This is a genomic window from Pseudomonas azotoformans (assembly GCF_900103345.1).
Taxonomy (GTDB): domain Bacteria; phylum Pseudomonadota; class Gammaproteobacteria; order Pseudomonadales; family Pseudomonadaceae; genus Aquipseudomonas; species Aquipseudomonas azotoformans.
Window position 1 is genome coordinate 470583 of record NZ_LT629702.1, and the last position, 14328, is coordinate 484910.

At 61.1% G+C, this 14328-nt stretch carries 12 protein-coding genes; 4 read left to right on the forward strand and 8 right to left on the reverse strand.

What is annotated here, in order from left to right:
• Window positions 1-11 precede the first annotated feature (11 nt).
• Window positions 12-1028, reverse strand: coding sequence for an iron ABC transporter substrate-binding protein (locus BLR69_RS02225; RefSeq protein WP_071494924.1), 1017 nt, complete (start codon window positions 1026-1028; stop codon window positions 12-14).
• A gap of 383 nt (window positions 1029-1411) precedes the next feature.
• Here BLR69_RS02225 and BLR69_RS02230 point away from each other — a divergent pair, with 383 nt between their 5' ends.
• Together BLR69_RS02230 and BLR69_RS02235 are read left to right on the forward strand one after the other, a co-directional pair.
• On the forward strand, window positions 1412-2350 hold the full coding sequence (locus BLR69_RS02230; protein ID WP_071494923.1) for a pectate lyase family protein: 939 nt from the start codon (window positions 1412-1414) through the stop codon (window positions 2348-2350).
• 251 nt (window positions 2351-2601) lie between these two features.
• Window positions 2602-3852: a glycoside hydrolase family 68 protein gene (locus BLR69_RS02235; RefSeq protein WP_071494922.1), complete on the forward strand. Its 1251-nt coding sequence runs from the start codon at window positions 2602-2604 to the stop codon at window positions 3850-3852.
• A 90-nt stretch (window positions 3853-3942) separates the two neighbouring features.
• On the opposite strand, the gene BLR69_RS02240 is transcribed toward BLR69_RS02235, so the two are convergent.
• From BLR69_RS02240 to xylA, 4 genes are all read right to left on the reverse strand, one after another.
• Window positions 3943-5079: a sugar ABC transporter permease gene (locus tag BLR69_RS02240; protein WP_071494921.1), complete on the reverse strand. Its 1137-nt coding sequence runs from the start codon at window positions 5077-5079 to the stop codon at window positions 3943-3945.
• Window positions 5080-6627: a D-xylose ABC transporter ATP-binding protein gene (gene xylG, locus BLR69_RS02245; protein ID WP_172832125.1), complete on the reverse strand. Its 1548-nt coding sequence runs from the start codon at window positions 6625-6627 to the stop codon at window positions 5080-5082.
• Window positions 6628-6632: 5 nt separating this feature from the next.
• Window positions 6633-7625, reverse strand: coding sequence for a D-xylose ABC transporter substrate-binding protein (gene xylF, locus BLR69_RS02250; RefSeq protein ID WP_071494919.1), 993 nt, complete (start codon window positions 7623-7625; stop codon window positions 6633-6635).
• A 279-nt stretch (window positions 7626-7904) separates the two neighbouring features.
• On the reverse strand, window positions 7905-9221 hold the full coding sequence (xylA, locus tag BLR69_RS02255) for a xylose isomerase (protein ID WP_071494918.1): 1317 nt from the start codon (window positions 9219-9221) through the stop codon (window positions 7905-7907).
• Between the two features lie 139 nt (window positions 9222-9360).
• On the opposite strand from xylA, the gene BLR69_RS02260 reads away from it, so the two are divergent.
• Together BLR69_RS02260 and BLR69_RS02265 are read left to right on the forward strand one after the other, a co-directional pair.
• The gene (locus tag BLR69_RS02260; protein WP_071494917.1) at window positions 9361-10533 is read left to right on the forward strand and encodes a XylR family transcriptional regulator; all 1173 of its coding nucleotides are present in this window, start codon (window positions 9361-9363) and stop codon (window positions 10531-10533) included.
• An 88-nt stretch (window positions 10534-10621) separates the two neighbouring features.
• The gene (locus tag BLR69_RS02265; RefSeq protein WP_071491483.1) at window positions 10622-11599 is read left to right on the forward strand and encodes a sugar-binding transcriptional regulator; all 978 of its coding nucleotides are present in this window, start codon (window positions 10622-10624) and stop codon (window positions 11597-11599) included.
• 271 nt (window positions 11600-11870) lie between these two features.
• On the opposite strand, the gene dhaL is transcribed toward BLR69_RS02265, so the two are convergent.
• From dhaL to BLR69_RS02280, 3 genes are read right to left on the reverse strand one after another with little or no spacing between them, the layout of a single operon-like run.
• Window positions 11871-12518, reverse strand: a complete 648-nt coding sequence (dhaL, locus tag BLR69_RS02270; protein WP_071494916.1) for a dihydroxyacetone kinase subunit DhaL — start codon at window positions 12516-12518, stop codon at window positions 11871-11873.
• A 3-nt stretch (window positions 12519-12521) separates the two neighbouring features.
• Window positions 12522-13523 carry a dihydroxyacetone kinase subunit DhaK gene (locus tag BLR69_RS02275; RefSeq protein WP_071494915.1) on the reverse strand — a complete coding sequence of 334 codons (1002 nt, stop codon included), beginning with the start codon at window positions 13521-13523 and terminating at the stop codon, window positions 12522-12524.
• 36 nt (window positions 13524-13559) lie between these two features.
• Window positions 13560-14318 (reverse strand): SDR family oxidoreductase, encoded by a 759-nt coding sequence (locus BLR69_RS02280; protein WP_071494914.1) that lies wholly within the window; start codon window positions 14316-14318, stop codon window positions 13560-13562.
• Between the last annotated feature and the right edge of the window lie 10 nt (window positions 14319-14328).

Consider the following 14328-nt stretch of genomic DNA (forward strand, 5'->3'; position numbering starts at 1 on the left):
TCAGGCAGCAATCAGAGCAGTCCGGCCTGGGTCATCAACTCGACGGCCTTCTTGCTGTTGAGCTTGGACGCGTCGACCTTGGGTGCATCCAGTTGTGCCAGCGGAGTCAGCTTGGGGTTGGATTGAGCGTTCTGACCGACCGCGTATTCAAACGAGTTGCCGTCCTTGAGGATCGCCTGGCCGTCTTTGCCGGTGATCCACTTCAAGAAGGCCTGGGCCTGTTCCTGATGCTTGCTGGAGGCCAAGACACCGGCACCGGAGATGCTCACAAACGCGCCAGGGTCCTGGTGCTTGAAGTAGTGCAACTGGGTGTTCTTGCTGTTTTCGCCGGTCTTGGATTGGTCGACGAAGCTGTAGTAGTGATAGATCACACCGCTGTCGACCTGGCCGGCGTTGACGGCCTTGAGTACGGCGCTGTTGCCCCGGTAGATGCTTGCGTTGGCCTTCATTGCCTTGAGCCAGTCGAGGGTCGCGGCTTCGCCCTTGAGTTCGAGCACGGCGGCGACGATGGCCTGGAAGTCGGCACCGGCCGGTGACGCGGCCCAGCGGCCTTTCCAGCTGGGCGACGCCAGGTCCAGCAGGGATTTGGGCAGGTCGGCTTCTTTCAGTTTGCTCGGGTTGTACACGAACACCGTGGAGCGCGCAGCGATGCCCACCCATTTGCCATGGGCCGGGCGGTAGGCGGCGTCCACCTGTTCAAGCGTGGTCGGCGCGACCGGGGCGAACAGGCCCGCGTTGTCCACCAGTACCATGGCCGGGGAGTTTTCAGTGAGGAATACATCCGCCGGAGAAGCCGCGCCTTCCTGCACGAGCTGGTTGCCCATCTCGGCGTCGTCGCCATTGCGGATGGTCACCGGAATCCCGGTTTCCTGGGTGAAGCCTTCGACCCACGCCTTGGTCAGGCTTTCATGCTGGGCGTTGTACACCACGATGCCGACCGGCTCGCTGGCGGCATACACATGCCCGGCACTGACCAGGGCCGTGGCGAGCAGGGCTTGTTTGACGAACGAGGGAAGGCGAGTGGTCATGCGGTGAGCGCTCCGGGTTTTTATGACTGCACGGGAAATTCGCGAGAGGTCGGTTGAGGGTAGACCAATAGGAATCATTTGCATGTTTGGGCGCGGCGAATGTAGAGCTGGGAATGAGAAAAAAACGTCAAAAATACGGTTAACAAATGTGATGAGGGTGATCAGGCGTAGCAGGCCAAATGCGGGAGGTGGCTGGGTTGTTTTTCAACATGAGGGTTGACGGCCAAGGTAATGCCGAATACTGTACATAAACACAGTGTTTAGCGCTGACCAACCAAACCCCGGCAACCTCAGCCATGCCAAACACTGTGTGCAAGTTAACGGATTAACTTGATGCACAGGCTCGTTTTACCGAGCCATTTTTATTGATAGAGAGGGAACTCATGTCCTACCCAGAAAGCAAACTCAACGGTCTGATCGGTTTCGCCCAAGCGGCAAAAGTGACAGGTGGCTGGTCCGGCCCTGTGGTCAGTATCACCACCCTTGATCAACTCAAGGCCAATATCGGCGACACCACCCCACGGGTACTGGTGATCAACAGTAATATCTCGGCGTCGAGCCTGACCAAAGTCAACATGGGCGCCAACAAGACACTGATTGGCTCGTTCCAGAACCGTACCCTGGAGAATATTCACCTGCGTGCAACGGCGCAGTCGCAGAACATCATTCTGCAGAATCTTATCTTCAAGCATTCGGCAAGTATCAAGGCCAATGACGATATCCAGGTCTACTTGAACTACGGCAGCAAGTATTGGATCGACCATTGCTCTTTCGTCGGGCACAGCTGGTCCACCACGGACGGTAGCGAAGATAAACTACTGTATATCGGGGAAAAGGCCGATTATGCCACCATCAGCAACTGCTTCTTTGGCAGCCATAAGTATGGTCTGATCTTCGGTCACCCGGCTGATGATAATAATGCCGCGTTCAATGGTTACCCGCACCTGACGCTGTGCCATAACCGCTTCGACAATATGGAAGTGCGTGCGCCTGGCTTGATGCGTTACGGTTATTTTCATGTGTACAACAACTACATCAATAACTTTCACCTCGGTTTTACCCTGGCACAAAATGCCAATATCCTTTCTGAAAGTAATTACTTTGGCGAAGGCAGCCAGAATAAAGGCATGTTGGATGACAAGGGCAACGGGACCTTCACCGACATCAACAGTGTGCCGCCAATCACTAATCAGAAGTCGCCCAAGGCGCAGTGGACGGCCTCATCCAACTATGGCTATACCTTGAAGACCGCCGCACAAGCCAAGGATTTTACCCAGAAGAATGCCGGCGCCCAGCCGGTTGCACTGGTCTTTGGTAGTTGATTAGCTAGCTTTCTACTTAGTGATCACTTAATGCGGGTGCCACTGTATTTATATCAAGGATATAAATACAGTGATGGCCTTTCTAATCTAAATAATTCTTCATGTTGCGACAGGCAGACTTCCATGTTAAACCTTGTTTCGCACTTGCAGAGCCAACTATCCCTTGCTCTTTCAGTCACCATTAAGTTGCTGGCTGTCATGTGCTATTTAATCTTCGCTTGTCACTTAAGCGTCAGTAAAAGGACATCATCATGAAACATGCGAATCACACACCCACTCGCTGGACACGGGCCGATGCGCTGAAAGTTAATGAGAATGACCCGACGACGACACAGCCGTTAGTGAGTCCTGACTTTCCTGTCATGAGTGACACGGTCTTTATCTGGGACACCATGCCCTTGCGTGAACTGGATGGCACGGTGGTATCGGTCAATGGCTGGTCAGTGATCTTCACCCTGACGGCTGATCGTCGCCCCCATGATCCACAATTCATCAACGCCGATGGCCGTTACGACATCAAGCGCGACTGGGAAGACCGCCATGGTCATGCGCGTATCTGCTACTGGTACTCGCGCACCGGCAAGGACTGGATCTTCGGCGGTCGTGTCATGGCCGAAGGAGTTTCGCCGACCACGCGTGAATGGGCGGGCACACCGATCCTGCTGAATAACAACGGTGATATCGACCTGTATTACACCTGCGTCACACCGGGCGCCACCATTGCCAAAGTCAGGGGCCAGGTGGTCACCTCGGATACCGGCGTGACCCTGCGGGGCTTTGATCAGGTCAAATCGTTGTTTGATGCCGACGGTATCTATTACCAAACCGAAGCGCAGAATTCGACTTGGAACTTTCGCGATCCCAGCCCCTTTATCGATCCAAAAGATGGCAGGTTGTACATGGTGTTCGAAGGCAACGTTGCCGGCGAGCGGGGTACGCACGAAGTAGGCCCGAATGAAATAGGCCTGGTGCCGCCTGGGCATGAAGATGTCGGCGGTGCGCGTTATCAGGTCGGCTGCATCGGCATTGCGGTGGCCAAAGACCTCAACGGTGACGAGTGGGAGATTTTGCCACCGCTGGTGACCGCCGTTGGTGTGAACGACCAGACCGAACGGCCGCACTATGTGTTCCAGGACAACAAATACTACCTGTTCACCATCAGTCACAAGTTCACCTACGCGGACGGCGTGACGGGCCCGGATGGCGTGTATGGTTTCGTCAGCGACCGGCTGCTCGGCCCTTACACACCGATGAATGCGTCCGGCCTGGTGCTCGGCAATCCGCCTTCGCAGCCCTTCCAGACATACTCCCACTGCGTGATGCCCAACGGCCTGGTGACGTCGTTTATCGACAGCGTGCCCACCACGGGCGATGACTACCGTATCGGCGGCACCGAAGCGCCGACGGTCAGGATCGTGTTGAAGGGTGATCGTTCGTTTGTGCAGGAGGCTTATGACTATGGCTACATCCCGGCGATGCGCGATGTGGTGTTGAGCCAGTGACTGCCGTGCAATCGTCAGCCTGATTCATCAGGTGTAAACCGATGCCCATGTGGGAGGGGGCCTGCCTCCTCCCACATGTGTCCTGCGTGCCTACCTGCGACCTGTGCGGGTACTCACATCCACCCAAACCGCCAACACCAGAATGCTGCCCTTCACGATCATCTGCCAGTAACTGTCCACATCCAGCATCGACATGCCGTTATCCAGGCTGGTAATCACCAGCGCCCCGAGCAACGCGCCGTACACCGTGCCCGACCCGCCGCGCATCGATGTGCCGCCAATAAAGCACGCGGCGATGGCATCCAATTCGCCCATGCTGCCCGCCGACGGCGAGCCCGCAGCCAGGCGCGCAGTGTTGACCAACCCAGCGAGCGCACACATCACGCCCATGATGCCGAAGATCCACAGCTTCACCGCCTGCACGTTGATGCCCGACAGGCGCGTGGCTTCCATATTGCTGCCCACCGCATACACCCGGCGGCCGAACACGGTCTGGCTGGTGACGTAGCTGAATACGCCGAGCAGCACCAGCAACAGCAGTACCGGCACAGGGATACCGTCGTAGCTGTTGAGGGTGGTGACGAACCCGGCCAGCACCGCGCCGATCACCACCACGCGCAGCACATCACGCACCAATGAATGCGCAGCCAGGCCATGCAGTGCGCGGTTGCGCCGTTGTTTCCAGGTGAGGAGCAGGGTCAGCGCAAACAGCAAGACACCGAGGCCGATCCCGACCGAATGCGGCAAATACCCTTGGCCCACATACACCAAGGACGGCGACACCGGCGCAATGGTGGTGCCACCGGTGATCCCCAGCAGAATCCCGCGAAACGCCAGCATCCCACCCAGGCCGACGATAAACGACGGGATGCGCAGGTAGGCCGTCATGTAGCCGTTGGCCAACCCGATCATCAAGCCGCACAGGGCAACCAGACTCAGATTCGCCAACAACGGTATGTGATAAACCACATCCAGGATCGCCGCCAACCCGCCCAGCAGTCCCAGCAACGAGCCCACCGACAAATCGATCTCGCCGCTGATGATCACCAGCACCATGCCGCACGCCAGAATCCCGGTGATCGACATCTGCCGCAGCAGGTTGGACAGGTTGCGCGGCGTGAGGAAGCCACCCTCGGTCTGCCAACTGAAAAACAACCAGATCACCGCCACGGCGATCACCAGGGCAAGCATTTTGTAGCGGGTAAACAGCTGTTTGAGCTGATTCATCTACGCGGTCTTCCGATCATTATTATTGTGTTGGCTGAGCGCCGCGGCGAGCACCTGTTCCTGGGTGAGTCCCTCGTTGATGAAGTCGCCGCGCAACTGGCCGTCGCCGATCACCAGCACGCGGTTGGACACGCCGAGCACTTCGGCCAGTTCCGAGGAGACCATGATGATCGACACCCCCTCGGCCGCCAGCGCGCCCATCAATTTGTAGATCTCATACTTGGCGCCCACGTCCACGCCGCGTGTGGGTTCATCGAGGATCAGCACGCGGGGCTTGGCCATCAGCATTTTTGCCAGCACGGCCTTTTGCTGGTTGCCACCGGACAGGCTGGTGATCGGCAGGAACGGACTGGCGGTCTTGAGGTGCAGGCGCACGATCTGCTGATCGATGCTGCCCAGTTCGGCTTCGGCGTCGATGCGCGTCAGGTGGGCGTAGGTGTCGAGCACCGCCAGGGTGATGTTCTGGCCCACGCCGAAGTCGGGGATGATGCCCTGGCGCTTGCGGTCCTCGGGCACCATGCACAGCCCGGCGCGGATCGATTTGAGCGGGGTGCGCGTGTCGATCAGCTGGCCGTCTAGCCACACCTCGGCGCTGTAGCGGCCGGGGTAGGCGCCGAACAGCGCCGACACCAGTTCCGTGCGCCCGGCGCCGACCAACCCGGCAATGCCGAGGATTTCTCCGCGCTTGAGCACAAAGGACACATCGTCCACGCGCTTGCGCCTGGGGTTGTCGACGTCGTAGCAGGTGACGTTGCGCGCCTCGAAAATCACCTCGCCTACCGCATGGGGTGCGGTGGGGTAGAGGTTGCTCATCTCGCGGCCGACCATTTGGGTGATGATCTGCGCAATGTCCATGTCGGCCATGGCGGTGGTCGCGATGTGCTTGCCGTCGCGGATCACCGCAACGGTGTCGCATACCGCCGCCACTTCGTCGAGCTTGTGGGAGATGTACACGCAGGCCACGCCCTTGGCCTTGAGGCCGCGGATGATGTCCAGCAGCACCTCGATTTCCGAGCGGGTCAGGGCCGAGGAGGGCTCGTCGAGAATCAGCAGTCGCGCCTGTTTGTTCAGGGCCTTGGCGATTTCCACCAGCTGCTGGTAACCGCCGCCGTACTGCGACACCGGCAGCGCCACGTTCATGTCCGGCACCTTGAGCTCGCGCATCAAAGCCTCGGCACGGTGGAACATCGCCGGGTAGTTCATGCGCCCACCCGGCAGGGTCAGTTCATGGCCCATGAAGATGTTTTCGGCCACCGACAGGTCGGGCACCAGGGTCAGTTCCTGGTGGATGATCACGATGCCGGCGGCCTCGGTCTCGCTGATCGACTGGGCCTTGAGCGGCTGCCCGTCCCAGAGGATCTCGCCGTCCCAGGTGCCGTGGGGATAGACCGCCGACAGCACCTTCATCAAGGTGGATTTACCGGCCCCGTTCTCGCCGCACAGGCCGACGCATTCCCCCGGCCGCACCTTGATATCGATGCCGTCCAGCGCGTTGACCCCGCCAAAGCGTTTGACGATGCCGTTCATTTGCAGCAGGTAGTCGGACATGGCGGTCACTGCCCGGCAATCTGCTCTTTGGTGTAGAACCCGTCTTTCTCCAACAGGTCGATATTGGCCTTGGTCAGCGGGGTCGGGGTGAGCAGGATGGTGTCGACCTGTTTGCTGCCATTGTCGTACTGCGAGCTGTAGGTGGGTTTCTCGTTACGTGCCAGTTGCACCGAGAGTTTGGCGGCTTCGGTGGCGATCAGCTTGAGCGGCTTGTACACGGTCATGGTCTGGGTGCCGTCGATCACCCGCTTGATGGCCGCGAGGTCGGCGTCCTGGCCGGAGATTGGCACCTTGCCCGCCAGTTTCTGCGCGGCCAGGGCCTGGATCGCGCCGCCGGCGGTGGCGTCGTTGGAGGCGACGATGGCGTCGATCTTGTTGTTATTGCGGGTCAGGGCATTCTCCACGATGCTCAGGGCCTCGGTGGGGTTCCATTCCTTCACCCATTGCTGCCCAACCACCTTGATATCGCCCTTGTCGATGGCCGGTTGCAGCACCTTCATCTGGCCTTCGCGCAGCACCTTGGCGTTGTTGTCGGTGGGCGCGCCGCCGAGCAGGAAGTAGTTGCCCTTGGGTGCCGCTTGCAGCACGCCGCTGGCCTGCATTTCGCCGACTTTTTCGTTATCGAAGGATATGTAGGCGTCGATGTCAGCATTCAGGATCAGGCGGTCATAGGACACCACCTTGATCCCGGCTTTCTTGGCTTCGGCCACGGCGTTGGTGAGCACGGTGGCGTTGAACGGCACGATGACGATCACATCGACGCCACGGGAGATCAGGTTTTCGATCTGCGAGATCTGTTTTTGCTCGTTGGCATCGGCCGATTGCACGAAGACCTTGGCGTCGAGTTTCTCTGCGGCGGCGACGAAGTAATCACGGTCGCGGGACCAGCGTTCCAGCCGCAGGTCATCGATGGAAAAACCGATCTTAGGGTGGGCTGAGTCGGCCATGACCGGCAGGGTGAGCAGGGCCAGGGCAGTGGCGATGAGGGTGCGTTTCATGGTTGTGCGTCCTTTTATTGTTGTTGGAAAGACTCTAGGCAAACACCGTACTTGTGGCGATGACGCTTGTTGTGGCGAGCGGGCTTGTTGTGGTGAGCATGCTTTTTTGTGGTGAGCGGGCTTGCCCCGCGTTGGGCTGCGAAGCAGCCCCAAAACCAGGCACCTCCGTATGTCAGGTAAAAACACATCGCCTGTAATGGGGCCGCTTCGCGCCCCAACGCGGGGCAAGCCCGCTCACCACAGGGTGCGGCAGCCACCACAAGCCCGCATGCCACACAGTCACCGATAGATAAAACGGTTGACGATACCTTCCAGCATCTCCTGCCTACCACTCACCGCCTGCGGGTTCAGCTCATGGGTGAAGGCATGCTCGGCCAGCGACTCCAGGCTGAATTCACCCGCCAGCACCGCTTGGCCCAGCGGCTGTTGCCAGCCGGCGTAACGCTGGTCCTTGAACTGCTGCAACCGATCGTTTTCAACCATGGCCGCCGCCCGCTCCAGCGCCAGCGCCAGCACATCCATCGCCGCCACATGCCCGTGGAACAGGTCCACCTCATCAAGGCTCTGGCGGCGTACCTTGGAATCGAAATTGTAGCCGCCATTCTTGAACCCCCCGGCCTTGAGGATTTCATAGGTGGCCAGGGTCATTTCCTCGACGCTGTTGGGGAACTGGTCGGTGTCCCAGCCGTTCTGCGGGTCGCCACGGTTGGCGTCGATGCTGCCGAAAATCCCCAGGGACACGGCAGTGGCGATCTCATGATGAAAACTGTGCCCGGCCAGGGTCGCGTGGTTGGCCTCGATGTTCACCTTGATCTCATGCTCCAGGCCGAACTCATGCAGGAAGCCAAACACCGTGGCGCTGTCGTAATCGTATTGGTGCTTGGTCGGCTCCTGGGGCTTGGGCTCGATCAGCAGGTCGCCGGTGAAGCCGATCTTGTGTTTGTGTTCCACCACCATGCGCATAAAGCGCCCGAGCTGTTCGCGTTCGCGCTTGAGGTCGGTGTTGAGCAGGGTTTCATAGCCTTCACGACCGCCCCACAGCACATAGTTGGCACCCTTGAGCCGCAGCGTCGCGTTCATCGCACTGAACACCTGGGCGGCGGCGTAGGCAAACACCTCCGGGTCCGGGTTGCTCGCGGCGCCGGCGGCAAAGCGCGGGTTGCTGAAGCAGTTGGCGGTGCCCCACAGCAGCTGGATGCCGGTCTGTTCCTGATGCTGTTCCAGGTGGTCAACCATCTGCGCAAAGTGGTGGCGGTATTCCTTGAGGGAGCTGCCTTCGGGGGCGACATCCGTGTCGTGAAAGCTGTAGTAGTCGATGCCCAGCTTGGAGAAAAACTCGAAGGCCGCGTCCGCCTTGCCGATGGCCAGCTCCATCGGCTCGCCACTGCGCTGCCATGGCCGCTTGAAGGTGCCCACGCCAAACATATCCGCCCCTGGCCAGACGAAAGTGTGCCAATAACAGGCCGCCATGCGCAGGTGCTCGCGCATCGGTTTGCCGAGGATGATTTTATTGGCGTCGTAATGGCGAAAGGCGAGGGGAGAGTTGCTGCTGGGGCCTTCGAAGCGAACCTTCTCGACACCGGGGAAGTACGGCATGGCGTTTTCCTTATTGTTCTTGGCGGTGTCTGGATACTAGCAACGGCACCTGGCCTGCTGATTATGAAAATCACCAAGGGACAGTGCGATTTTGAGTGGCAGGGTCTAGGCTGTTGCGACCGGCCCCAGGACAACAACAATGAAAACCCTACCGCCCGTGCACCGCATCGCCTTGCTGTTCAACGGCAGCAAAATCTACGACCGTGGCATCATCGCCGGCATCGGCAATTACCTGAGCAGCACCCGCGCTTCCTGGGATTTGTTCCTCGAGGAGGACTTCCTGTGCCGCCTCAAAGGTATCGAGCGCTGGCAGGGCGACGGCATCATTGCCGACTTCGATGACCCGCTGATCGGCGAGGCGCTGGCCGGCAGCAAGGTGCCGGTGGTGGCGGTGGGCGGATCCTATGAAGATGCACGCGCCTACCCCAAGGGCATCCCCTATGTGGCCACCGACAACGCGGCCTTGATGAAACTGGCCTATGAACATCTGATCGAGGCCGGTGTGATGCGCTTTGCCTGTTTCAGCCTGCCCGAAGCCCAGGCCAATCGTTGGGCCCAGGAGCGCGAAAAGGCCTTCAAACGCTTGCTGCAACGCGATGGCTTGCCGGTGCAGATCTATCGCGGCCTGGGCACCAGCGCGCCGCTCTGGGACAGCGCGGTGGAGCAGCAGATCGCCTGGCTGCAAAGCCTGCCCAAGCCCATCGGAATTATCGCGGTCACCGACGCCCGCGCCCGGCAACTGCTGCAAGCCTGTCTCACCGCCGGCATCGCGGTGCCGGAAGAGGTGGCGCTGATCGGTATCGACAACGACCCACTGACCCGCACCCTCACGCGCGTGCCGTTGAGCTCGGTGATCCAGGGCACCGAAACCATGGGCCGCACCGCCGCCGCGCTGTTGCATCAGATGCTGCATGGCAAGCCTTGCACGGGCACGCAGGTGCTGGTGCCGCCGGATGCGATCAACGTGCAGGCCTCGAGCCTGCACCAACCCTTGGGCAACCCTTACGTGATGCAGGCGCTGCTGTTTATCCGCCAATACGCCTGCCAGGGCATCAAGACCGCCCAGGTGGCGGCTTATGTCGGGGTGTCGCGTTCATCGCTGGAGTCGCACTTTCGCAAGGCGCGCGGGTGCAGCGTGCACGACGAGATCCTGCGCTTCAAACTTGCCAGCGCCGCCAAGGGCTTGCAGGGCAACCACCTGGCGATTGCCGATATCGCCCAGCAGTGCGGCTTCAAGTCGGCGCAGTACCTGCACACCGTGTTCCGGCGCGAGTTCGGCTGCACGCCACGGGAATACCAGCACAGCCATTAGAAACTTTGCAGGCATCGCCCATTCGCCGCTGGACTTGCACCGTACAGACTAGGGAGAATGGTTTTTTGTGGCGTAAATGGAAGCTCCCATGACCGACAGTGCCCAGCGTGCCGCCAGCGACATCGACCTGATGACCGAAGTGGCCATGCTTTATTACCTCGACAACATCACCCAGGAAGCCATTGCCAAGCGCTTCGACCTGTCGCGGGTCAAGGTCAGCCGCTTGCTCAAGCGCGCCCGTGATGAAGGGGTGGTGGAGGTGCGGGTGTTGCAGCATCCGGCCCTGAACACGGAGTTGGAGCAGGCGCTGGTCGAGCGCTTCCAGTTGGACCGCGCCTTGATCGCGGTCGACCACGGCGACCCCGACACCCAGCGGTCGGCCGTGGCCAGCCTGGTCGCCAACTACCTGAACAAGACCCTCAGCGACGGCATGATCGTCGCCGTCGGCATGGGCCGCAACGTGGGCGCCGTGGCCGAGAACGTGTTCCTGCCGGTGACGCGCAACTGCACCTTTGTGTGCGCCATCGGCGGCTCGCTCAAGGCCGGTGAATACATGAACCCCGACCATATCTGCCGGCGCCTGGCCCTGCGTTTTGGCGCCGAGAGCGAAACCCTGTACGCCCCGGCCCTGGTGGCCAACCCGGAACTGCGCAGCGTGCTGATCAACAACGACACCGTGCGCTCCACCCTCGACCGTGCGCGCCGCGCCGATATCGCCTTGATCGGCATCGGCGACATGAGCGAGAACAGCAACATGGTGCGCATGGGCTGGTTCTCCCCCCAGGAAATCGCCCAGGCCCGGGTGTCGGGTACAGTCGGTGACATGATGGGCTACGACTTTATCGACATCCACGGCCAACCGGCGGTCAACGCCATGCAGGGCCGGGTCATCGGCCTGTCGGTACAGGAACTGGTGCGCATTCCCGACGTGGTGGCGATTGCCAGCGAGAACACCAAGGCGGCGGCCACCCTCGGTGCGTTGCGCTCCGGGGTGATCAACACCCTGGCGACGACCGTGTCGAATGCCTACACGATCCTCGCCCTGGATGATGCAACGCGCCGCTAGGTGACATCTTGTATGTGTTGAGCCCGCTTGTTGTGGTGAACAGGCTTGTTGTGGCGAACGGGCTTGCTGTGGTGAGGGGGCTTGCTGTGGTGAGCGGGCTTGCCCCGCGTTGGGTGGCGAAGCCGCCCCAATCCAGGCACCGCATTTATTCAGTTAGAACTCATTGACAGGTTCTGGGGCCGCTTCGCAGCCCAGCGCGGGGCAAGCCCGCTCACCACAGAAAGCAGGCTCACCACAGAAAGCGGGCTCACCACACAAAGCAGGCTCACAACTACGCCACCAACCGCGCCTCAACCGATTCGGCAAGGTTGGTCAGGATCAGGCAGCACGACACCGCGCCCGCATCCAGTACCCCCAGGGAGCGCTCTCCCAGGCGGCTGGCACGGCCGATCTTGGCCACCAGGTCGCGGGTGGAATCACGGCCCTGGGAGGCGGCGCTTTTCATTCGGTGCAACGCTTCGCGGAACGTCGCGCCGCTGGCCTGGGCCTGTTCAAACGCTTCCACCGCCGGGATCAAGGTATCCATCAGGCACTTGTCACCCACACCCGCATCGCTGATGTCCTGTAGAGAAGTCAGGCCGCCGCGCAGCAGTTTGGCGAAGGTCGCCCCATCGATGCTGTCGTGGCCGCGCACTTCGTCGGCCATGCCGATAAACAGGCTGCCATACAGCGGGCCCATGGAGCCGCCGATGCCTTCCATCAACGCCAGGGTCAGTTCGTCCAGCGCCTCGGCCAGGGAAAGTTCGCGGCCCTCCAGGGTCTTGCCGCAGCGCGAGAACCCCTTGGCCATGTTGATGCCGTGGTCGCCGTCGCCGATGGCGCCGTCCACTTCACTGAGGTATTCGCGGTTGGCGACGATGATCGACACCAGGTTGGTGACGATGGCGCTGCCGGTGTTGCTCGGGAAATGTTCGCGCATGCTTCACTCCGACTGGGTCATGCCGATGGAGCGGCAAGGTTGGTCGATCAGGCGGCTCAGCTCGGCGTCGAGGCCAAGCAGGGTCAGGGTCACGCCCATCATTTCCAGGGACGTGAAGTAGTTGCCCACGTAACAGCGGTGAATGCGCAGGCCCTTGGCGCGCAGTTGGCGCTCGACCTCGGCGTAGAAGATATACAGCTCCATCACCGGCGTGGCGCCCAGGCCCGAGACCAGTACCACCACGCTTTGGTCCTGGGTGAAGTCGCGGTCGGCCAGGATCGGCGCGAGCATGCGCTCGGCCATGGCGGCGGCGGACTCCACCGGCACCACTTCGATACCCGGTTCGCCATGGTGGCCGATGCCCAGTTCCATCAGGCCGTCGGCAATCTGGAAGTTGGGTTTGCCCACTGCCGGGATGGTGCAGGGCGTGAGCCCCACGCCGATGGAGCGGCAATGGTCCACGGCCTTCTGCGCCACGCGGATCACGCCGTCGAGGTCGTAGCCCTGGGCGGCGGCGGCACCGCCGATCTTCCACATGAAGATCTCGCCGGCCACGCCACGCCGCTTGGCGATTTCGGCGGGCGGGGCGGAGGCCACGTCGTCGTTGGCCACCACGGTGCGGATGTCCATGGCTTTGCTGGCGGCCATTTTCATCGCCAGCTTCACGTTCATGTTGTCGCCGGCATAGTTGCCATACAGGCACGCCACGCCCGCGCCCTGGTCGGCGGCACGGAACGCGTCGAAGAAGCTCTTGGCGGTGGGTGAAGAGAAAATCTCGCCCACCGCCACCGCATCCACCAACCCTGGGCCGACATAGCCGAGAAACGCCGGCTCGTGCCCCGAACCGCCGCCAGTGACAATACCGACCTGGCCGGCCGGTGAGGACGTGCGTTTGCGGATGACCCGTGGGTTGCTCTCGTACTGCACCAGTTCCGGGTGCGCCAGGAGGATGCCCGCGAGCATGTCCTCGACCACCAGGTCCGCATCATTGATGACTCGATTCATTGGGTGTTTCCTTGTTCTTATTCGTTTGGAATCGGCTTACTGAATGCTGTAGCCGCCGTCGATCACTACGTTTTCCCCGGTGATCATCCTGGCCGCGTCGCTGACCAGGTACAGCACCAGGCCGGCGATTTCTTCCGGCTGGGCGAAGCGCCCCACCGGGATCTGCAATTTGGCCCGTTCGCCCAGTTCGCCCGCCCAGGCTTTCTTGCCCAGGGCGGTCTCGACGATGGTCGGTGACACGGCGTTGACGTTGATGCCGTGGGGCGCCCATTCCATGGCCAGCACCTTGGTCATGCCGACCACGGCGGCCTTGCTCGCGCAGTAGGCCACATGACGGTCCAGGCCGATGACGGCGGCCTGGGAGGCAAGGTTGACGATACGCCCGCCGCCTTGTTCGATCATGTAGCGGGCACAGGCCTGCGCCACGAAGAAACTGGCCTTGAGGTTGATGTCCAGGGTGGTGTCCCAGGCGTTTTCATCCACGTCCAGGGCCTTGTCGAGCAGCGCGACCCCCGCGCTGTTGACCAGGTAATCGATGCGCCCGAGCCCGGCAGCGGCCTGGTCGACGACGGCCTGCAGCGAATCGAGCTGGCGCAGGTCAGCCACCAGCCCCACATGACCCGCGCCGAGGCTGGCAGCCACTTCGACCACCGCCGGGTCACGGTCCAGCAACGCCACCCGGGCGCCGCGCTCCACCAGCAACTGGGCACAGGCCAGGCCGATACCGGCGGCGCCCCCGGTGATCACGGCGCAACGGCCGGTGAGGTCGAACGCCTGGTTCCAGAAATTGGACATTGCACACACT

Bases quoted from the DNA above. Each gene is read 5' to 3' on its own strand.
- BLR69_RS02225 (WP_071494924.1), bottom strand. From the start codon at position 1,028: ATGACCACTCGCCTTCCCTCGTTCGTCAAACAAGCCCTGCTCGCCACG.
- BLR69_RS02230 (WP_071494923.1), top strand. From the start codon at position 1,412: ATGTCCTACCCAGAAAGCAAACTCAACGGTCTGATCGGTTTCGCCCAA.
- BLR69_RS02235 (WP_071494922.1), top strand. From the start codon at position 2,602: ATGAAACATGCGAATCACACACCCACTCGCTGGACACGGGCCGATGCG.
- BLR69_RS02240 (WP_071494921.1), bottom strand. From the start codon at position 5,079: ATGAATCAGCTCAAACAGCTGTTTACCCGCTACAAAATGCTTGCCCTG.
- xylG (WP_172832125.1), bottom strand. From the start codon at position 6,627: ATGTCCGACTACCTGCTGCAAATGAACGGCATCGTCAAACGCTTTGGC.
- xylF (WP_071494919.1), bottom strand. From the start codon at position 7,625: ATGAAACGCACCCTCATCGCCACTGCCCTGGCCCTGCTCACCCTGCCG.
- xylA (WP_071494918.1), bottom strand. From the start codon at position 9,221: ATGCCGTACTTCCCCGGTGTCGAGAAGGTTCGCTTCGAAGGCCCCAGC.
- BLR69_RS02260 (WP_071494917.1), top strand. From the start codon at position 9,361: ATGAAAACCCTACCGCCCGTGCACCGCATCGCCTTGCTGTTCAACGGC.
- BLR69_RS02265 (WP_071491483.1), top strand. From the start codon at position 10,622: ATGACCGACAGTGCCCAGCGTGCCGCCAGCGACATCGACCTGATGACC.
- dhaL (WP_071494916.1), bottom strand. From the start codon at position 12,518: ATGCGCGAACATTTCCCGAGCAACACCGGCAGCGCCATCGTCACCAAC.
- BLR69_RS02275 (WP_071494915.1), bottom strand. From the start codon at position 13,523: ATGAATCGAGTCATCAATGATGCGGACCTGGTGGTCGAGGACATGCTC.
- BLR69_RS02280 (WP_071494914.1), bottom strand. From the start codon at position 14,318: ATGTCCAATTTCTGGAACCAGGCGTTCGACCTCACCGGCCGTTGCGCC.